The 20,282-nt window shown below is 42.6% G+C and carries 18 protein-coding genes; 17 read left to right on the top strand and 1 reads right to left on the bottom strand.

Features of this window, described 5'->3' with window-relative positions:
- The first annotated feature begins 24 nt into the window (after positions 1-24).
- From B5Y40_RS02725 to B5Y40_RS02800, 16 genes are all read left to right on the top strand, one after another.
- Positions 25-585 (top strand): NADH-quinone oxidoreductase subunit B, encoded by a 561-nt coding sequence (locus tag B5Y40_RS02725; RefSeq protein WP_079685169.1) that lies wholly within the window; start codon positions 25-27, stop codon positions 583-585.
- Positions 586-680: 95 nt separating this feature from the next.
- On the top strand, positions 681-1,181 hold the full coding sequence (locus tag B5Y40_RS02730; protein WP_079685170.1) for an NADH-quinone oxidoreductase subunit C: 501 nt from the start codon (positions 681-683) through the stop codon (positions 1,179-1,181).
- Between the two features lie 4 nt (positions 1,182-1,185).
- Entirely contained in the window at positions 1,186-2,406 is a 1,221-nt protein-coding gene (locus B5Y40_RS02735) for an NADH-quinone oxidoreductase subunit D (protein ID WP_079685171.1), read from the top strand.
- 62 nt (positions 2,407-2,468) lie between these two features.
- Positions 2,469-3,017, top strand: coding sequence for an NADH-quinone oxidoreductase subunit NuoE (gene nuoE / locus B5Y40_RS02740; RefSeq protein WP_079685172.1), 549 nt, complete (start codon positions 2,469-2,471; stop codon positions 3,015-3,017).
- Between the two features lie 2 nt (positions 3,018-3,019).
- Complete coding sequence (gene nuoF, locus B5Y40_RS02745) at positions 3,020-4,372, top strand: NADH-quinone oxidoreductase subunit NuoF (protein WP_079685173.1); 1,353 nt, start codon at positions 3,020-3,022, stop codon at positions 4,370-4,372.
- 27 nt (positions 4,373-4,399) lie between these two features.
- Entirely contained in the window at positions 4,400-5,404 is a 1,005-nt protein-coding gene (locus B5Y40_RS02750) for an NADH-quinone oxidoreductase subunit G (RefSeq protein ID WP_079685174.1), read from the top strand.
- The gene (nuoH, locus tag B5Y40_RS02755; RefSeq protein WP_079685175.1) at positions 5,401-6,447 is read left to right on the top strand and encodes an NADH-quinone oxidoreductase subunit NuoH; all 1,047 of its coding nucleotides are present in this window, start codon (positions 5,401-5,403) and stop codon (positions 6,445-6,447) included. Before B5Y40_RS02750 ends, nuoH begins: the two co-directional genes overlap by 4 nt.
- Before the next feature lie 63 nt (positions 6,448-6,510).
- Positions 6,511-7,077, top strand: coding sequence for a NuoI/complex I 23 kDa subunit family protein (locus B5Y40_RS02760; protein WP_079685176.1), 567 nt, complete (start codon positions 6,511-6,513; stop codon positions 7,075-7,077).
- Positions 7,078-7,129: 52 nt separating this feature from the next.
- Complete coding sequence (locus B5Y40_RS02765) at positions 7,130-7,585, top strand: NADH-quinone oxidoreductase subunit J family protein (protein ID WP_079685177.1); 456 nt, start codon at positions 7,130-7,132, stop codon at positions 7,583-7,585.
- Between the two features lie 78 nt (positions 7,586-7,663).
- A complete protein-coding gene (gene nuoK, locus B5Y40_RS02770) occupies positions 7,664-7,975 on the top strand; it encodes an NADH-quinone oxidoreductase subunit NuoK (RefSeq protein WP_079685178.1) in 312 nt (103 codons plus the stop codon).
- On the top strand, positions 7,969-9,882 hold the full coding sequence (gene nuoL, locus B5Y40_RS02775; RefSeq protein WP_079685179.1) for an NADH-quinone oxidoreductase subunit L: 1,914 nt from the start codon (positions 7,969-7,971) through the stop codon (positions 9,880-9,882). Before nuoK ends, nuoL begins: the two co-directional genes overlap by 7 nt.
- Before the next feature lie 110 nt (positions 9,883-9,992).
- On the top strand, positions 9,993-11,465 hold the full coding sequence (locus B5Y40_RS02780; protein WP_079685180.1) for a complex I subunit 4 family protein: 1,473 nt from the start codon (positions 9,993-9,995) through the stop codon (positions 11,463-11,465).
- A gap of 3 nt (positions 11,466-11,468) precedes the next feature.
- The gene (locus B5Y40_RS02785; protein WP_079685181.1) at positions 11,469-12,848 is read left to right on the top strand and encodes an NADH-quinone oxidoreductase subunit N; all 1,380 of its coding nucleotides are present in this window, start codon (positions 11,469-11,471) and stop codon (positions 12,846-12,848) included.
- A gap of 102 nt (positions 12,849-12,950) precedes the next feature.
- Positions 12,951-13,382: a CBS domain-containing protein gene (locus tag B5Y40_RS02790; protein ID WP_079687060.1), complete on the top strand. Its 432-nt coding sequence runs from the start codon at positions 12,951-12,953 to the stop codon at positions 13,380-13,382.
- 86 nt (positions 13,383-13,468) lie between these two features.
- Positions 13,469-14,362 (top strand): bestrophin family protein, encoded by an 894-nt coding sequence (locus B5Y40_RS02795; RefSeq protein WP_221408860.1) that lies wholly within the window; start codon positions 13,469-13,471, stop codon positions 14,360-14,362.
- 160 nt (positions 14,363-14,522) lie between these two features.
- Entirely contained in the window at positions 14,523-17,828 is a 3,306-nt protein-coding gene (locus B5Y40_RS02800; RefSeq protein WP_159453586.1) for a DUF7948 domain-containing protein, read from the top strand.
- Between the two features lie 102 nt (positions 17,829-17,930).
- On the opposite strand, the gene B5Y40_RS02805 is transcribed toward B5Y40_RS02800, so the two are convergent.
- Positions 17,931-18,356 (bottom strand): hypothetical protein, encoded by a 426-nt coding sequence (locus B5Y40_RS02805; protein ID WP_079685184.1) that lies wholly within the window; start codon positions 18,354-18,356, stop codon positions 17,931-17,933.
- A 421-nt stretch (positions 18,357-18,777) separates the two neighbouring features.
- Between B5Y40_RS02805 and glpK the strand changes: the two genes are divergently transcribed.
- Complete coding sequence (gene glpK, locus B5Y40_RS02810) at positions 18,778-20,271, top strand: glycerol kinase GlpK (RefSeq protein ID WP_079687061.1); 1,494 nt, start codon at positions 18,778-18,780, stop codon at positions 20,269-20,271.
- Positions 20,272-20,282 lie beyond the last annotated feature (11 nt).

The following is a 20,282-nucleotide window of genomic DNA, read 5'->3' on the forward strand; positions in this document are numbered from 1 at the left end:
GTTGGAAATTAAAAACTTGAAGCTATGGAATCAACAAGCATACAACAAGGTATAACGGTAGGAGCTAAGCCCGAAGGCTATGAAGGTGCAGGCTTCTTTGCTACCAGTCTCGATAAGGTAGTAGGACTTGCCCGAAAGAATTCGATCTGGCCTTTACCATTTGCTACTTCATGTTGTGGCATTGAGTTCATGGCAACGATGGCTTCACACTACGACCTGGCACGCTTCGGTTCAGAACGACTAAGCTTCTCACCACGCCAGGCTGATTTACTAATGGTGATGGGAACCATCGCTAAGAAAATGGGACCGATCCTTCGTCAGGTGTATGAACAAATGGCTGAGCCGCGTTGGGTAATTTCCGTAGGTGCCTGTGCGTGCAGCGGTGGTATCTTTGATACCTATAGCGTACTACAAGGCATCGATAGAATTATACCGGTAGATGTATATGTACCCGGTTGCCCACCACGCCCTGAACAGATCATTGATGGTATATTGAAAATACAACACCTTGTAGAGACGGAATCACTTCGCAGAAGAGACTCTGAGGAGTACAAGGCTATGTTGAACAAGTACGGAATAGAATAAGCATAGTTCGCTTTACAACTTCACGATCTAGCATAGTGAGATTGCAAATAGGACAGTGATAAACGGATAACTCAAATAAACCGAAACCGAACCCAATGGAAGGTTCTACTCAGGACAAAATCATTACTGCGCTTAAAGACAGATATGAAGATCAAATCCTTCATATAGACACTCCATACGATTTTCTTACAGTTTCACTGAAGAAAGAGAAGATCGTAGAAATCATTCAATTCCTTTACAACCACCCGGACACGAAGTTTCAATACCTCACAACCTTGTGTGGTATACATTATCCGGAGTTGAATCAGATTGCAGTAATGTATCAGCTTCATAACCTGGTAGCGAATCAGCGTATCCGTCTGAAGATTTATCTTCCGGCAGAGAACCCGGTAACGCCAACCATCACTCCCATTTTTGCAGGAGCAAATTGGCTGGAGCGCGAGACGTATGATTTCTTCGGAGTAATCTTCGAAGGACATCCGAACTTGAAGCGTATACTCAATGTAGAGGATATGATCATCTTCCCGCTACGTAAAGAATTCCCGCTGGAAGATCAGAGACGAGAAGACAAGAACGATACTATGTTTGGACGATAATTTTATGAATGTGAATCAACCGGTTATCGAGCAGGAAGAAAAGGCAGAAGAGAAGCAATACTCATACTTGAATCTCGGTCCTACGCACCCCGCCACGCATGGTATATTTCAAAATGTACTGAAGATGGATGGTGAGATCATCGTGGAGGCTGAACCTACGATCGGCTATATTCACCGGGCATTCGAAAAGTTAGCAGAGCGCAGACCATTCTATCAGATCACTCCATTGACCGATCGGATGAACTATTGTTCATCACCGATTAATAACATGGGATGGCACATGACGGTTGAAAAACTGATTGGACTTGAAATTCCAAAACGTGTACAATACCTCCGTGTTATCATCATGGAGTTGGCGCGTATCTCCGACCATATTATTTGCAACACTATTATAGGACAAGATACAGGTGCAACAACCGGCTTCCTATATCTTTTCCAGATGCGTGAGAAGATCTATGAGATCTTTGAAGAAATCTGTGGTGCGCGCCTTACTACAAACATCGGCCGCATCGGTGGGCTTGAGCGAGATATACCTCAGAAAGCATGGGATAAAATTGACAAGTTCCTGGTTGAATTTCCAGTTGCATTCAAGGAGTTTACAAGCCTGTTAGAGCGCAACCGGATTTTTATGGACCGCACCATTGGCTGTGGCCCTATATCTGCGGAACGTGCACTTAGTTATAGCTTCTCAGGTCCTAACCTGAGAGCAGCAGGAGTAGATTACGATGTACGCGTAATGACTCCGTATTCATCATACGAAGAATTTGATTTTATTATCCCGGTAGGGAGCAATGGCGATACCTACGATCGCTTCATGGTTCGTCAGGAAGAAATGTGGCAGAGCCTGAGCATCATCAAACAAGCTATTGAAAAAGTAAAGAAAGAGCCTGCCGGAATTTTCAGTGCACGAACTCCTGAGTTCTGTCTTCCTCCAAAAGAGGAAGTATATAATGACATGGAAGCATTGATCTATCACTTTAAGATTGTGATGGGCGAAACAGAAATTCCGAAAGGAGAAGTATATCATTGTGTTGAAGGCGGTAATGGAGAATTAGGTTTTTACCTGATCAGTGACGGTGGAAGAACACCTTATAGACTTCAATTCAGAAGACCTTGTTTTATATACTATCAGGCATACCCTGAAATGATCAAAGGCTCTATGTTATCGGATGCCGTGATCACGATGAGTAGTATGAATGTAATTGCAGGAGAACTTGATGCATAGAAACCGTTGTCAGTATCCGTTAAAAGTTAAACGGATAACAGATAACGATTAACGGATAAAAGATGAGTGAACAGAAAATAAACCAGGTACAATTTTCAGCGGAGACGATGGAACTCGTTCAACGCATCATAAAACGGTATCCCGAAGGAAAACAAAAGTCTGCTTTACTACCGGTATTGCACCTGGCACAAGCCGAGTTTGATGGCTGGCTCAGTGCACCGGTGATGGATTATGTAGCGTCTATCCTTTCAATCAAACCGATTGAAGTATATGAAGTTGCTTCATTCTATTCTATGTATAACCTGGAGCCTGTTGGAAAATGTCTGATTGAAGTTTGCCAGACAGGACCATGCTGGTTACGCGGCTCCGATGATATAGTGGATCACCTGGAGAAGAAGTTGAATATAAAAGTTGGAGAGACCACAGCCGATGGAATGTTCACACTGAAAACAGTAGAGTGTTTGGGCTCTTGCGGAACAGCTCCTATGCTGCAATGTGGTTCTGATTACTATGAAAACCTGACGACTGAAAAAGTAGATACCTTGATTGAAAAATTAAGAGGCTCTGATCAGCGGAGTACATATATGAAATCTAACATGCAGGAGATTTAATCATGGCAAGACTTTTAGAACATATAAATGTACCCGGCATCGAAACGTTCGATGTATATAGGAAGCATGGCGGGTATAAATCTGTGGAGAAAGCGTTGAAGACGATGACTCCCGATGAAGTAACAGAAGAAGTAAAGAAGTCTGGTTTACGTGGTAGAGGTGGTGCTGGTTTCCCTGCTGGTATGAAGTGGAGTTTCCTCGATCGTAAATCTGATAAACCTCGCTATCTCGTTTGTAATGCTGATGAAAGTGAGCCAGGTACATTCAAGGATCGTTACCTGATGGAGAAGATCCCTCACGTGCTTATTGAAGGAATGATTACATCAAGCTATGCGCTGGGTGCAAAAACTTCCTATATATATGTGCGCGGTGAGTATATGTATATCATCCGCATTTTAGAAAAGGCAATTCAGGAAGCACATGCCAATGGGTTTCTCGGTAAAAATATATTAGGAACAGATTATTCATTAGAGCTATATGTACAGCCAGGTGGTGGTGCCTATATCTGTGGTGAAGAGACTGCATTGCTTGAGTCGCTCGAAGGCAAGCGCGGTAACCCACGCCTGAAGCCTCCATTCCCTGCAGTAGCAGGTTTGTATGCTAGCCCTACCGTTGTAAATAACGTGGAGACGATTTCTGCAGTGTGCTCCATTGTTAACGAGAGTGGTGACGAGTATGCAAAGATCGGTATTGGTAAAAGTACAGGCACAAAACTTATCTCTGCCAGCGGGCACATCAATAAGCCAGGGGTATACGAGATAGATTTAGGATTGCCCGTAGAAGAGTTTATATACTCTGATAAATATTGTGGAGGTATCTGGAAGGGAAGAAAACTTAAAGCTGTTGTAGCCGGAGGTTCTTCTGTGCCGATTCTTCCTGCCGATCTTATTCTGAAAACAGCCAAAGGCGAACCCCGCTTAATGTCATACGAATCATTATCGGATGGTGGTTTTGCAACGGGTACAATGTTGGGCTCCGGTGGTTTCATTGTCATGGATGAAACAGCATGTATAGTCCGTAATCTGTGGACATTCACACGCTTCTATCACCATGAATCTTGTGGTCAATGTAGCCCTTGCCGCGAAGGCACAGGCTGGATGGAGAAAGTTCTTCATCGTATCGAGCATGGTCATGGCCACATGGAAGATATAGACTTGTTAGTAGATGTTGCCAAGAAGATAGAAGGGAATACAATTTGTCCGTTGGGAGATGCAGCAGCCTGGCCAGTAGCCAGTGCGATACGTCACTTCCGCGAAGAGTTTGAGTATCACGTACGCTATCCCGAAAAGGTAAAGAATCCAAAGCATTTTGAGTTGGAACCATTCCGTTCGGAGAAAGTGCTGGCAACGGTATAGAGTTAAACTATAAATAAACTTAGCGAAATGGCTAAAGTAACGATAGATGGTATTGAAGTAGAAGTTGCTGATGGAACAACCATTCTGAACGCAGCCCGTCAGATTGGTGGTGAAGTTGTACCTCCGGCAATGTGTTACTATTCTTCTTTGAAAGATACCGGTGGAAAGTGCCGTGTATGTTTAGTAAAAGTAACACAGGGGTCTGCTAAAGATCCGCGCCCTATGCCGAAGCTTGTAGCATCATGCCGCACACCTGTTATGGATGGCATGGTGGTACAGAATATAACTTCGCCAGAAGTTTTGGAAGCACGTAAAGGCGTTGTTGAATTTCTGTTGATCAATCACCCGCTCGATTGCCCTATATGTGATCAGGCCGGGGAATGTGATCTGCAAAATTTAGCATACGAACATGGCGCTGGTAAAACACGCTATGAAGAAGAACGCAGAACATTCGAGAAAGTAGATATAGGAGATAAAATCAAGTTACACATGACGCGTTGCATCCTTTGCTACCGCTGTACATTTGTAGCCGATCAACTTACAAATGAACGCGTTCACGGAGTGTTGAATCGTGGCGATGCTTCCGAGATCAGCACCTATATAGAAAAAGCAGTAGAGAATGATTTCTCCGGAAACATGATTGATGTTTGCCCGGTAGGAGCATTGACTGATAAAACCTTCCGCTTTAAAAGCAGAGTATGGTTTACAAAACCTCTGGATGCACATCGTAACTGTACCAAGTGCAGTGGCAAAGTAGTTCTCTGGTCGAAAGGTGATGATGTACTTCGCGTATCAGCACGCAAAGATGAATTTGGTGAAGTGAAAGAGTATATCTGTAACGAGTGCCGCTACGATCATAAGAATATGAGCGATTGGACAATTGAAGGTCCGCGTCACATCGATAAAAATTCAGTGATCTCACAAAATCACTATGAAAAAATCGATATGCAGAAATTGAAACTCGACATCGAACGTCAAATCCAGTTTCAAAAAGGAAAGCAATTACCGGAAACTAACCAATCACCAGCATGACCGAATTTTTGATATATAAACTGATTCTGGTAGGCTCCGTGTTTGGTATAACACTTTTTGTTGCTGCATACTCAACGTATGCCGAACGTAAAGTGGCAGCATTCTTACAAGATCGTGTAGGTCCTGATCGTGCAGGTCCATTCGGGATCTTTCAACCCCTTGCCGATGGAATGAAATTCATCTACAAAGAAGAAATCATTCCAGTAGTATCAAATAAATTTCTGTTTATACTCGGGCCATGTCTCGCGATGCTCACAGCAATGATGGCAGGTGTATTAATTCCCTGGGGAGATACACTGATCATTGGTGGAAAAACATATTCACTGCAGATCGCTGATCTCAATGTAGGTGTACTATATGTATTTGGAGTTGTATCCATCGGAGTATACGGTATCATGATCGGTGGTTGGGCATCGAATAATAAGTTCTCTTTGTTGGGTGCGATTCGTGCATCTGCACAGATGATCAGTTATGAGATCGCGATGGGCTTATCCATCATTGCATTTGTAATCATGACGGGGACATTAAGTCTTGGTGAGATAAGTGCACAACAGGCCGGTGGTGTTGGTGGTGACTGGAACATGTGGAATGTAGTATATCAACCACTTGGATTTTTAATTTTCATAGTCTGTGCTTTCGCGGAATGTAACCGTACGCCGTTCGATTTGCCAGAATGTGAGACAGAGTTAGTCGGTGGCTACCATACGGAATATAGCAGTATGAAATTAGGCTTCTACCTCTTCGCTGAATACATCAATATGTTTGTTTCATCGGCGATGATCTCAACGCTTTATTTCGGAGGATATAACTTTCCATTCATGAATGATCTTGGATTGGATCATAACACGATATCTATCATAGGAACACTGATGTTGTTCGCCAAGATTTCATTCTTCATCTTCTTCTTTATGTGGATCCGTTGGACAATCCCACGCTTCCGCTACGATCAGTTGATGAATCTGGGATGGAAAGTATTGATACCACTCTCTGTAGCGAATATTTTCATTACCGGATTGGTGATGTTATTAATAGATAAACTTTAATGGAGTCGATTCCTGAATTTCAGGAACGAATTTTCAACATAGTATAAATGTGAATAAAACCACATGCAATTAACGAATCGATCAAAGCTTGTTGTAAAGAAAGAGATGACCTTCGCAGAGAAGATTTATCTCCCGGCCATATTAAGTGGTGTTGTAATTACGATCAAGCACTTATTCAGAAAAAAGGCAACGGTAAAATATCCTGAAAAAAAACGCGAGATCAGCGAGATCTGGCGTGGTCAACACGTGTTGAAGCGTGATGATAAAGGAGCCGAGCGTTGCACAGCCTGCGGGTTGTGTGCAGTGGCTTGTCCTGCCGAAGCAATTACCATGGTAGCGGCAGAGCGCAAGAAAGGCGAAGAGAATTTATACCGCGAAGAGAAATATGCTGCAACGTATGAGATCAATATGCTGCGCTGCATTTTCTGCGGATTATGCGAAGAAGCTTGTCCCAAGGAAGCGATCTTCCTGACAGATCGTATAGTTTCAACCGACTATGAGCGCAACGGATTTATCTACGGAAAAGACAAGCTGGTAGAAGATGTGAATGAGCGCATTGATGTAACGGTAAGACAAACACCAGCCGTGTTAGCTTTCAAAGAGCAGAAAAAATTAAGTCATAATAAATAGTATTTCAGCAGTGACGCTCAATCTATTCTACTTCCTTTCGTTCCTGGCAATCATGTCAGCCATCATGGTTGTTTTGTCAAAGAACCCTGTATATAGTGTACTATATCTCATTATTACTTTTTTCTGTATAGCGGGCCACTATATGTTAATGAATGCACAGTTTCTGGCAATCGTTCACATTATAGTATATGCAGGCGCCATCATGGTTTTGTTTCTGTATGTGATCATGCTCCTCAACCTGAATAAGGAATCGGAACCTCATAAAAGTACCTTACAAAAGATCGCAGCTACGATCTGTGCAGGTCTGGTAATGATTGTACTGGTAGGTTCTCTGAAAGGAACAGAAGGTATGATTCAACAACAACCTGCAGCAGCAGATATAGGTCTTGTAAAAGCATTAGGGCAAGTAATGTTTACAAAATTTTTACTTCCCTTCGAGATAACTTCTGTATTACTCTTGGCAGCAATGGTGGGAGCCGTTATGCTGGGTAAACCAGAGAAACGTTAATCGTTATCCGTTGCCAAGTAACAGATAACAATAAACAATACTGAACGAACTGATAACGAATAACCGATAACGGATAAAATGATCAAAACAATACCACTTGATTATTACCTGTGGCTGGCAGCAACACTCTTTACAATTGGAGTGTTGGGCGTGCTATACCGCAGAAATGCTATTATCATTTTTATGTGCATTGAACTTATGTTGAATGCTGTAAATCTTTTATTGGTGGCATTCTCCACGTATCTGAACGATGCTTCCGGACAAGTATTTGTATTTTTTATTATGGCAGTAGCTGCGGCTGAAGTAGCCGTAGGTTTGGCTATACTGGTGATGATGTACCGGAATACAAAATCGGTTGATATTAACATTTTGAATCGCTTAAAATGGTAAGTATAGATTTATTGGTAAGCCTTGTACCACTGTTCCCGTTACTGGGCTTTTTGTTCGTAGCACTGAATACGCGTAGACTCACTCAAGGTGTCACTGCATTTATAGCCTGCGGTTCAGTTTTGTTTTCATTCATCATTTCAATTGCACTCTTCGTTACCCTGTTGGGAATGCCGGAAGGCGATCGTTCAATCTCTGTAACGCTTTTCAACTGGATCGCAGCCGGAGATTTCTCAGCATCCATAAGCTTCCTCGTAGATCCGCTATCATCTTTATTTCTATTGATCATTACCGGAGTTGGATTTTTGATCCACGTTTACTCGATCGGGTATATGCATCACGATGAAGGCTTCAACCGCTTCTTTTCGTATTTGAATTTGTTTGTGTTCTTCATGCTTTTACTCGTGATGGGTGCAAACTATCTGTTGATGTTTGTAGGATGGGAAGGCGTTGGTCTCTGCTCATATTTACTCATCGGATTCTGGTTTAAAAACCAGGACTATAACAATGCTGCAAACAAGGCATTCATCATGAACCGTATCGGTGATTTGGGAATGTTACTCGGTGTGATTTTGATCTTCGTTCACTTCGGAAGCATTCAGTATACCGAAGTATTTTCAAAAGCAACGTCAATTGATACAACGACATTGACGCTTATCACAATCCTGCTGTTTGTTGGCGCGATGGGTAAGAGTGCGCAGCTTCCACTATATACCTGGTTGCCGGATGCGATGGCGGGTCCTACACCTGTATCAGCATTGATTCACGCAGCAACCATGGTAACGGCAGGTGTATATATGGTTTGTCGTAACAACTTGCTCTATGCATTATCACCGGCAACACTTGAGTTGATTGTGATCGTTGGTTTGGCAACAGCACTGTTTGCAGCCACCATCGCGATCGCGCAGAATGATATAAAGAAAGTACTCGCATACTCTACCGTAAGTCAATTAGGTTTGATGTTCCTCGCCTTGGGGCTCGGAGCGTTTACGAGTGGTATATTTCATATGGCAACACACGCATTCTTTAAAGCATTGTTGTTTTTGGGTGCAGGTAGCGTGATTCACGCGTTAAGTGGCGAACAGGATATTCGTAACATGGGAGGATTAAAGAAGTATCTTCCTGTAACCTATATTACTTTCTTTACAGGTGTACTCGCAATATCGGGTATACCTCCGTTTGCAGGTTTCTTTTCAAAGGATGAAATTTTGGCAAGCGCATTTGCACATAACAAAATTGTGTGGGCCGTTGCTGTGATCGCATCGTTACTTACAGCCTTCTACATGTTCCGTCTTTTCTTCCTTACATTCTTTGGAAAAGAAAGAGCCAGCAAACATGCTATGGAACATATTCATGAATCTCCTAAAAGTATAACGATACCATTGATAGCATTAGCGGCACTGAGTGTAGTCGGTGGATTTATGGGAGTGCCCGAAGCATTAGGAGGATCGCATTGGTTATCGCACTACCTGCATCCTGTATTTGCTTCTTCACATGATCTTATTCAAACACATCACCTCAGTCATACAACCGAATATATATTGATGGGCACCGTGGTTGCTTTCACGATTGTAATGATCGTCATTGCCTATACCATGTATATAGGTAAAGAGCAGGTGCCAGCCGCAGAAGGTCAACCAATAGGTGGGCTTCAGCGTACGCTTGCCAATAAGTATTATGTGGATGAAATATATAATGCCATTATCGTAAAGCCATTGTATTGGATCTCCGGAGTTTTGGATGCAGTGATCGAACGTTTAGGAATCGATAAACTGGTCAATGCTTTTGGAGGAAGTGTAGTGGAGGGAAGCAAGATCACACGACTCTTGCAGAACGGAGGAATCGGATACTATATCTTCGTAATGGTAATTGGTATTGTGATCATTCTGGCTTACGCAGTTATTCGTTAGTGACTTTCGTGAGTGTTGAGCAATATCAATCGCTTGACATAACGAATATAGTATACAATGAATAACCATTAACAGGACAACGGATAACTAATAATAGATAACGACTAACGATGCTAACGCTACTTCTTATATTTTTTCCACTGGCCGCAGCGCTATTGCTTTTCGTATTCAGACCACAGAATGCAAAGGTGGTTGCACTGATCGCTGCACTGATTGAATTAATTATTTCATTGGTGATAGTGACTCAGTTCGATAAAACTGGTGCACCTCAGTTTAGTATAGACATTCCGTGGATCACTTCATTAGGATTAAGCTTATCGGTAGCGATTGATGGCATCAGCTTATTACTTGTATTATTGACAACGGTATTAGTACCGTTTATTATACTGTCTTCATTTAGCCACACATACGAGAAGCCTTCTACTTTCTATGGACTCATCCTCACCATGCAGATGGCATTGGTCGGAGTATTTGTAGCACGCGATGGCTTGTTATTCTACCTTTTCTGGGAAGTAGCTTTGATTCCGATATACTTTATCTGTCTCATTTGGGGTGGAGAAGATCGTGGACGCATTACATTCAAGTTCTTTGTATATACGCTGGCAGGAAGTTTATTCATGCTGGTTGGATTGGTATATCTATATTTCCAAACGCCAGGTTCACATACCTTTGCTATACAAGCGCTGTATGAAGCCGGCCGTTCATTATCAGCAACCGAACAATCACTTCTTTTCTGGGCATTGTTTGTAGCCTTCGCGATCAAGATGCCTGTATTTCCTTTCCACACCTGGCAACCGGATACCTATACCGTTTCTCCGGTACAGGGCACTATGTTACTTTCGGGAATCATGTTGAAGATGGGTATATATGGTGTGATCCGCTGGTTGATTCCAGTGGTACCCAGTGGTGTTGCTCAGTGGGGCATGACTGCTGTTATCATTTCTGTAATCGGAATTATCTATGCTTCCTGTATAGCCATTGTTCAAAAGGATTTTAAACGATTGATTGCATATTCCTCCATTGCACACGTAGGCCTTATATCAGCCGGTATATTTACGCTTAGTGCTATTGGTATTCAAGGGGCTATGATTCAGATGCTGAGTCACGGTATAATTGTATTTGCATTGTTCTATATCATCGAAATTATTTTCGATCGCACCAAAACCAGAACGTTATCAGAACTTGGAGGTATACGCAATGTAGCGCCATTCCTGACTACAGTATTTGTGATCACCATGCTGGGCAGTGTTGCCTTGCCTTTCACAAGCGGCTTTGTTGGCGAGTTCCTGTTGATCAACGCAGTTTTTCAATATCAGGCTGCTTTAGGGGCTATCGCGGGTGTAACTATAATTCTGGGCGCAGTATATATGCTGAGAACGTTCCAGAAGTCAATGTCAGGTGAAACGAATAACAGAACATCGTCATTCGTTGATCTTACAGGTCAGGAAAAGTTGGTGCTTTATCCGATCGTTATACTGATCATCCTTATCGGTGTATATCCAACGCCGTTGTTGGAGATTTCCGAATCGGCTGTCAATACTCTTTTACATTCAATTACAGAAGTTACTGCTTCCGCTAACTAATATATGAACGCATTATTTGTTATCACTGGCTTAGGTATATTTTCACTTCTTGCTGAATTCGGCAATCTGAAAAAGTGGCTTACGGGCTTTGTAGTTGCAGGCCTTGCAGCAGCCGTTGTGCTCGCTGCCCTGGATTGGAATACAGCGGTGCCATATTTCAGTCACATGCTGGTGTTCGATAACCTGGCACTTGCGTTTACTGCACTGATCTCAATTTTAACCATCATCTGGTTCTGGCTTTCAGCCGATTATTTTACAACCGGCACGCATCGTACAGACCGCACTTCTCTTATCGTATTTGCTGTAGTAGGCGCAGTGATTATGGCATCGTTCAACAACATGGCCATGTTATTCCTGGGTATTGAAATCCTGTCTATGTCGCTATATGTATTGGCAGGTAGCAGAAAAGATAGCTTGTCATCAACAGAAGCTGCGTTCAAATATTTCCTGATGGGCTCCTTTGCAACCGGGTTTTTATTATTCGGTATAGCACTGGTATATGGAGCTACCGGATCATTTCATCTACATACTATAGCAGAGACCCTGGCAGCAAATCCATCCGGTTTACCTTCGTTCTTTTATGCAGGGGTATTAATGATGTTGATAGGTCTGGCCTTTAAGATTTCTGCAGTACCATTTCATTTTTGGGCACCCGATGTATATAGCGGTTCGCCCACTACCATCACAGCGTTCATGTCGACTGTTGTTAAAGTAGCAGCGATAGCAGCCTTTGTCCGCTTGTTCTCTACATGCTTCCTGGTGGTTGAACCAACATGGAGTAAAGTACTACAAGTTATAACGGTGTTAACATTGGTGATTCCGAACGTAACAGCAGTATACCAGAACAATGTAAAGCGTATGCTTGCATACTCAAGTGTTGGTCACGTAGGGTATATACTTCTTGCCTTTATAGCAAGCCCAAGTGAAACCGGAACAATCTTCTATTACCTCACTACATACTCAGTTTCATCATTGGCAGCATTCAGTGTACTTCATTTGGTTGAGGGAAATTCAGAGGAGGTAACGATAAGTTATTTCAACGGACTCTTTAAAAGAAATGCATGGCTGGCAGTAACCATTACGATCGCAATGCTTTCGCTGGCGGGTATACCACCACTGGCAGGTTTCTTCGGAAAGTATATGGTGTTTGCACAGGCTATCCGCAATGGATATACCGGCATGGTGATCGTAGCCGTGATCACATCGCTGATAGGAGTATACTATTATTTTAAGGTAATCATTGCCATGTACTTCAATGAATCAACAACGCCACCGGTTATTGAACTTCGCGCGTCCCACAAAACATTGCTGTTTGTATTGATTGCTCTGACTTTTGCTCTGGGATTATTTCCCGATATGATTATGTCACTATTCCTGGCATAATAATTTTAGCATTTCATGATATTAAATAGCCTGTCCGGAAGACAGGCTATTGTTTTTTCTATCCGAAAAGATTACCTTCAATCGATTGCTAATACTTATACTATGGGAAAAGTAAAAGATATTCTCGATTCTAAAGGAAATGCGGTTTATGCTGTATCACCTGACGTAACAGTCTACCACGCCATCGAAGTGATGTGCGAAAAAAATATTGGTGGACTCATCATCATGGAAGACGGGAAAATGGTCGGAATTTTTACCGAACGAGATTATGCCCGAAAGCTTATTCTGAAAGGAAAATCTTCCAAAGACACATCTATAAGAGAACTTATGACCACGAAAGTATTTACGGTAACACCGGATACTTCCATTGAAGAATGCATGTGGATTATGAGCAATCGAAAATTCCGTCACCTTCCTGTCGAAGAGAATGGTGAACTGGTAGGTGTCATTTCCATTAGCGATGTTGTGCGTACGGTGATCAATGAACAGAAATCCATCATCGAGCATTTAGAACAATATATAGCGGGTCAGTAGATTTTAGCAAAACAAAAGGAGATATTCAGAGTTTGTAAGGCTCGGGATATAGACTTTCTGTTATGCTATTAAAACAAAATCTACGCTTGCACAGAATCCTTCTGATAACCTGGAAGGTTGATCTCATCATGCTCATCAGTTGCGTAGTAGCTCATTATGCAGACATTATATTATTGAAAGAAGTTACCATCCCGGCTGCATTACCAACTCTGCTGGGTACAGCAATCGCTTTCTTTATAGGTTTCAACAACAATCAGGCATATGACCGCTGGTGGGAAGCAAGGATTATATGGGGTGCATTGGTAAATGATTCGCGCACATGGGCCAGAAATCTGCTGGCATATTTTTCGGAAGCTTCTGAAAGTAAAATTATAGGTGAAGATCTTCGTCAGTGTCAACGGACAATGATCTATAGGCACATCGCTTTTCTATATGCACTGAAAGCGTCTCTTCGTAAATGTGATTATTCTGATTACGAAAAATTTCTTTCACGTGAAGAAGTCGAGAAAGTTAAGACATTCTCAAATATACCGAATGCTATACTTGATCTACAGAGCCATGATCTGCAAAGAATATCAAAGGAAGGTATCATAGATGGATTTCGTTTTCTTCCTATGAATGACTTACTGCGAAGCTTCTGTGATGGAATGGGGAAATCCGAAAGGATAAACAATACGGTATTCCCGACCACCTATGTTTACTTTACACGACTTTTTATCTGGATGTTTGTAGTGCTTACAACCATGTCTATTGCCGGCAGTGTTGGACATTGGTCTATATTTCTTGGCTTTATGGTAGGATTTGTTTTTCACACCTCGCATATAAATGGTATGAGCATCATGAATCCATTTGAAAATACAACCGCGGGTGTCCCCATCAGCAGCATCACGCGCACCATTGAAATTAATCTCCTTCAGGCGTTAGGCGAACAGGACATTCCAGAGCCTGTAAAACCGGTTGATGGAGAATATATATTGTAGTTATACCCCATTTATACCCGGATTTCCAAACGATCATACACGAAGTATATCAGCGGTATCGGTCGCATACACCGTTTAGTCTACACATACAATCCTTTCATCTATTTCCTGATCACTACTGGATATGCTTTGGCTATCTATAGCGTTTTACAGGCAAGTCATGAAAAATTACGTGAACAACCGGTTAGCGCGCTCCCTGAAAATATTGTCTTTACTTTTATTTTTGATTCTGACAATAACATCGCAGGCCCTGGCGACTTCAGGTTTTGTGGAGAACAAAGGACAGTGGCCCGCACAGGTATTATTTGCAGCTGATATTCCCGGTGGAAAATTATACGTGGAGCAAACACGTTTATTGTATTCTTTTTTTGAATCTCCTGAAAGCCATCATGCTGCTATACATGAACCGGGTAAAGATGTATCCGGATATCATACCGGCACTATACTCGCGCATGCTTTCGAAATCAAATTCCTGCACGCTAACAATATAATTCAAGCTCAGGGTACAAATGCCTTGCAGACTCGGTATAACTATATATATGGCGATAATCCTTCTTCCTGGTTCCAGGATGCAAAGGCTTATGAAACGATTATCATTCACGATCTCTATGATGGCGTTGATATGAAGCTGTATACCAACGGTTCTTCCATAAAGTACGACCTCATTGTTAATCCGGGAGGGAACATAAACAGGATTGAACTTGAATATAGCGGTTTGGATAGTCTCCATTTAAAAGATAAAAACCTCCATTTAAAAACCAGGCTCGGTGAGCTGATTGAAATGGAACCTTATGTTTACCAGCTTACCGATGGCAGGAAGAAAGAGATATCTTGCAAATTCATGTTAAAGAATAACCGTCTCCGGTTTGACTTTGAACATCGGCCTGATCCTGCAAATACATTGGTGATCGATCCGCTCATTATATTCTCAGCGTATTCAGGATCCACCACCGACAATTGGGGTAACACCGCTACCTATGATGATGCCGGTAATGCATATTCCGGAGGTATAGTATATGGTGTAGGATATCCTACGAAGACGGGCGCATACCAGGTATCCTATGCCGGTGGTATATGGGACATTGGTATAATGAAATTCGATTCTGCAGGAAGTAAATTGCTATACGCTACATACCTCGGAGGAAATGGTTCCGAAACGCCACAAAGCCTCGTGGTAAATCACGCAGGTGAATTGCTTATTCTAGGGTCAACCAGCTCTACAAATTTCCCGGTCACCAATAATTCTCATTTTTCAGGAGGCACAAACTTTACACCCATGGATGGTGTACCCTATACCAACGGGTCTGACTTATTTGTTGCCAAACTGAGCAGTGACGGAAGACAATTGCTTGGCTCCACGTATATAGGAGGGAGTAGTAATGATGGTGTAAATTTCGTCTCCGGAACATTTGATTCCCAGAGCATGGTGCAAAGTCCGATATGTAAAAATTACGGTGATCAATTTCGAGGCGATATTATTACGGATGCCGATGATAATGTATATATAGCCTCCAATACAACTTCCACGAACGTTACACAAAAAGTGGTGGACTACGCTGGCGGAACGCACGATGCTATTGTTGTAAAACTTCCATCCGATCTTTCAGCAATTACATGGAGCCGTTACTTGGGAGGTTCGGGTACAGATGCTGCCTATTCCCTGAAACTCGACAGTAACAATACCATCTTCGTGGCCGGTGGAACTACCAGTACAAATTTCGCAGGCATCAATGGTTATAAAAAAACAAAGGGTACAGATATAGATGGATGGATCGCACAGCTTTCCAACGATGGCTTGCAAATCATGAACGCTACATATCTTGGCACCTCGGCTTATGACCAGGTATATTTTGTAGACATCAACACTACACAGGATATATATGTACTGGGCCAGACGCAGGGTAGTTATCCGGTTACGTCTGGTGTTTTCTCCCAAAGCGGTGGTGGACAGTTCATACATAAACTTTCACACGACCTGCAGTCTTCTGTTTTCTCAACCGTGTTTGGTTCGGGTAACAATAGTCCCAATATTTCGCTCACCGCATTTCTGGTGAACGACTGTAACAAGATCTATATATCCGGTTGGGGTGGCTCATTAAATGCTACAACCATTCGGTATCGTGCGCAGAGTGGACAGATCGTTACCATTACACGAAATTTTGTTGGAGGCAGTACAACAGGGCTTCGGGTTTCGGCAGATGCGTATCAAAGCGCTACCTCCGGAAATGATTTTTACCTGATGGTACTCGATACCGATGCATCTGCTTTTTTGTATGGTACTTTCCTCGGAGGCAATCAATCGGTAACGCATGTTGACGGAGGCACAAGTCGATTCGATAAACGAGGTATAGTATATCATGCGGTATGTGCCGGTTGTGGAGGATACTCGGATTTTCCTTCGGTCAATGCACCCGCAGGGCACGCTACCAATGCTGCACGCACCTATGCCGGTTGTAATAACGCTATATTTAAATTCGACCTTGCCACACTGCGGGCTACGCTGCAAACAAACTCGGTAGCACTTGATAACCCCGGTATGGACACTGTGTGTTATCCTTCTTCGATCGTGTTCCAAAACCTGAGCAATGGCGCCAAGTATTTTGTGTGGAATATGGGCGATGGCACAGAGATCACCAAACAAGACACAAGTTCAGTCGTACATACCTACGAAGTTCCGGGTGTTTATCTGGTTACTCTCACGGCTTACAATGCTGAAACGTGTGAAGGTAAAGATATAGCCTCTGTTGTGGTCTCAGTTTTTGATCCTGAAATACAGGTAGTGGATGATGGATCAATCTGCAAGGGTAGCAGCTATCAGTTGTCGGCTAGTGGTGGAGTTTTGTATCAATGGACCAGTGATACTGGAGATTTTGCATCTTCACTCGCAAACCCGAAGGTTACTCCAACCGATACAACGGTATACTATATCACCATTCAGGACGAAGTAGGTTGTGAGATTTCAGATTCCGTAAAAGTAAATGTTATACCCGCACCGGACTATATATTACATTTTGAAAAACACTATGACTGCTGGAACAGACCAACCGTACGATTCACGTATACATCAAAAGATGGGTATACTTATACCTGGGACCTCGGTGATGGAACAATGTCCACTGAAAAAGATTTCAAACATAATTATCCTGCCGATGGAACGTACAATGTATTGTTCCGTAGCACCAACGCATATTGTTCTTATGATGAGAACATCACGATGAATATTGTTACCATTAAGATTCCCAACGTTATTACCGCCAACAGCGATGAACGAAATGATACACTGGTGATACAAGCCCCCGACCAGGTTGATCTGAAAGTATACAACCTATGGGGTACCCTCATTTTTCATGATGATAATTATAAAAACACATGGACTGGTGCAGGATTAAGCCAGGGCGTTTACTACTATAAAGCCGCCATCCAAAACGAAGCCTCGTGTAAAGGGTGGGTACATGTAATCAAGTAGGAATGATTTATAGTATCCGTTGGTTTATCTGGTAAAACTTGGTGACCCTTGATGGTGTCTTGAGGTCTCGTGCATTTGGATTTTCAGGATTAACCACAACGACTAACGTTCCAACATCGCTTTGCACCACTCCACTGCCGCCTCTACATCAGGGAACAAATTAATCACCAGGGGATCTTTACTCTGTTTATGTGCCTCCATATATTCTTCAAGATTTATAGCAGTAAAGGTGCTCTGTGGTAATACCAATGCATAGTATAGGATACCGTTCTCGTGTGCGTTTGGATTCCAATACTCGCTGACCCATTTCACATCATCATCGTTAAAAATTTCTGATTTTGTCAGGTCGGTTATCCAGGCTATCTTACCATGCTCTGCAACGTTCGCTTTAATCTGTATAAGCCCTTCTTCGCACAACGCACGAAAATCTTTTGATAGTATAAAGCCCGTAAAAGTTGAAAGAATACATGGAACGGAAGCATCAAAATCGAGCGATGCACCTTCGATCGTAAAAAGTCTTGTAGTCATTGATATATACTGTTTGAAAAAAAAGAATTCAAAAGTATATCTTACCATGAACAAGAGGCATCCGTATTTTTCCCTGTCAGGAGATAAATAAACGCAGAGACCCGAATCCGTAATCTTACTGTAGTTTTTTATATGTACATTTTGTATCTATATATTAAAATTCGGGAGATCAAAAATAATGAGATGAATATGCCAATTGATGCGGTCAATCTCCTCGTGTAATTTCGTGCTTCCCCAACGCCTTCGTGGATAAGGATTCAAGAACCTCGTATTCACTCATCAAAACTTTTAATGCAAAAACCGGAAATGTGTTTAAATTAGGGAAGCTTTAATATTTCTTTAATTACTACAACCACTTAACAAAGATACCCGCGCGCTGATGGCTATCAGAGTATACAGCGAGTGGTATACGTTCCGTATAATGAAAAAATATATTCTTGCACTCGATCAGGGTACCACCAGTTCACGCGCGATTGTCTTCGATCAGGAAGGCACTATTCAATCCGTGGCGCAAAAAGAATTTCAACAGATATTTCCTAAGCCCGGTTGGGTAGAGCATGATCCGAATGATATATGGGCGTCACAAGCCGGTGTTGCTGCAGAAGCAATTTCCAAGATCGGCATCAACGGAAAATATCTTTCTGCCATTGGTATTACCAACCAACGCGAAACAACACTGGTGTGGGATCGGGAAACAAGCCAGCCGGTATATAATGCCATCGTGTGGCAAGACCGCAGAACCTCATCTTACTGTGATGAACTCAAAGCTCAAGGCCTTGCAGAAACCATCAAACAAAAAACAGGTTTGTTCATCGATGCTTACTTTTCTGCTTCAAAGATTAAATGGATCTTGGACAACGTAGAGGGTGCACGCACAAAAGCAGAGCAAGGCAAACTTGCTTTTGGCACCGTAGACACCTGGCTTACCTGGAAGTTAACAAATGGTAAAGTACATGTTACGGATGTAACGAATGCCAGCCGCACGATGATCTTTAATATACATACACTGTCGTGGGACAAAGAATTATTAAAGATCTTTAACATTCCGGAAAATATGTTGCCGGAAGTTCGCTCCTGCAGTGAAGTATATGGAGAGACAGGCACAACGCTTTTCGCAAGCAAAGTTCCCATCGCAGGTATAGCGGGCGATCAGCAGGCGGCTCTATTCGGACAAGCTTGCTTCGAGCCCGGTATGATAAAAAATACGTACGGCACCGGATGTTTTATAGTCGCCAACATTGGCACAAAACCAGTGATGACGAAAGATTTACTGACGACCATCGGCTGGAAGATCGGCAATGAAACTATATATGCGGTAGAGGGTTCTATATTTATAGGAGGTGCTATCATTCAGTGGCTTCGCGATGGGCTTGGGTTGTTTACCTCTTCGGCAGAGGTTGAAAAGCTCGCACAACGTGTAGAAGATTCAGATGGAGTATATCTTGTACCGGCACTCTCAGGTTTAGGTGCACCGCATTGGGATCCGTATGCCCGTGGTATGATGATAGGACTTACGCGAGGCACAACCAAAGCGCACATAAGCAGAGCTGCCTTGGATGCTATAACGTTTGATGTGAAGAGTATAACGGATTGTATATTGGAAGAGACCGGCATTCAGTTCAAAGAACTTCGTGTGGATGGAGGCGCATCCGTAAACAACATGCTCATGCAATTGCAAGCCGATGTTATGGATAGAATTGTTGTACGACCCAAGATAACAGAGACTACGGCGTTGGGTGCTGCATACCTCGCAGGCCTTGCCGTGGGATATTGGAACAACGTGAATGAGATACAAAAATATTGGCAGGAGGATAAACGTTTTACTCCTGGTATAGGGAGAGAAAAACAACAAAAGCAATATCGAACTTGGCAACGTGCCGTAGAGCGTTCGAAGGGCTGGGCAAATGAAGAGTAATAATTTCAGGT

The sequence above is a fragment of the Ohtaekwangia koreensis genome, from assembly GCF_900167975.1.
Lineage (GTDB): Bacteria > Bacteroidota > Bacteroidia > Cytophagales > Cyclobacteriaceae > Ohtaekwangia > Ohtaekwangia koreensis.

Bases quoted from the DNA above. Each gene is read 5' to 3' on its own strand.
- B5Y40_RS02725 (WP_079685169.1), top strand. From the start codon at position 25: ATGGAATCAACAAGCATACAACAAGGTATAACGGTAGGAGCTAAGCCC.
- B5Y40_RS02730 (WP_079685170.1), top strand. From the start codon at position 681: ATGGAAGGTTCTACTCAGGACAAAATCATTACTGCGCTTAAAGACAGA.
- B5Y40_RS02735 (WP_079685171.1), top strand. From the start codon at position 1,186: ATGAATGTGAATCAACCGGTTATCGAGCAGGAAGAAAAGGCAGAAGAG.
- nuoE (WP_079685172.1), top strand. From the start codon at position 2,469: ATGAGTGAACAGAAAATAAACCAGGTACAATTTTCAGCGGAGACGATG.
- nuoF (WP_079685173.1), top strand. From the start codon at position 3,020: ATGGCAAGACTTTTAGAACATATAAATGTACCCGGCATCGAAACGTTC.
- B5Y40_RS02750 (WP_079685174.1), top strand. From the start codon at position 4,400: ATGGCTAAAGTAACGATAGATGGTATTGAAGTAGAAGTTGCTGATGGA.
- nuoH (WP_079685175.1), top strand. From the start codon at position 5,401: ATGACCGAATTTTTGATATATAAACTGATTCTGGTAGGCTCCGTGTTT.
- B5Y40_RS02760 (WP_079685176.1), top strand. From the start codon at position 6,511: ATGCAATTAACGAATCGATCAAAGCTTGTTGTAAAGAAAGAGATGACC.
- B5Y40_RS02765 (WP_079685177.1), top strand. From the start codon at position 7,130: ATGTCAGCCATCATGGTTGTTTTGTCAAAGAACCCTGTATATAGTGTA.
- nuoK (WP_079685178.1), top strand. From the start codon at position 7,664: ATGATCAAAACAATACCACTTGATTATTACCTGTGGCTGGCAGCAACA.
- nuoL (WP_079685179.1), top strand. From the start codon at position 7,969: ATGGTAAGTATAGATTTATTGGTAAGCCTTGTACCACTGTTCCCGTTA.
- B5Y40_RS02780 (WP_079685180.1), top strand. From the start codon at position 9,993: ATGCTAACGCTACTTCTTATATTTTTTCCACTGGCCGCAGCGCTATTG.
- B5Y40_RS02785 (WP_079685181.1), top strand. From the start codon at position 11,469: ATGAACGCATTATTTGTTATCACTGGCTTAGGTATATTTTCACTTCTT.
- B5Y40_RS02790 (WP_079687060.1), top strand. From the start codon at position 12,951: ATGGGAAAAGTAAAAGATATTCTCGATTCTAAAGGAAATGCGGTTTAT.
- B5Y40_RS02800 (WP_159453586.1), top strand. From the start codon at position 14,523: ATGAAAAATTACGTGAACAACCGGTTAGCGCGCTCCCTGAAAATATTG.
- B5Y40_RS02805 (WP_079685184.1), bottom strand. From the start codon at position 18,356: ATGACTACAAGACTTTTTACGATCGAAGGTGCATCGCTCGATTTTGAT.
- glpK (WP_079687061.1), top strand. From the start codon at position 18,778: ATGAAAAAATATATTCTTGCACTCGATCAGGGTACCACCAGTTCACGC.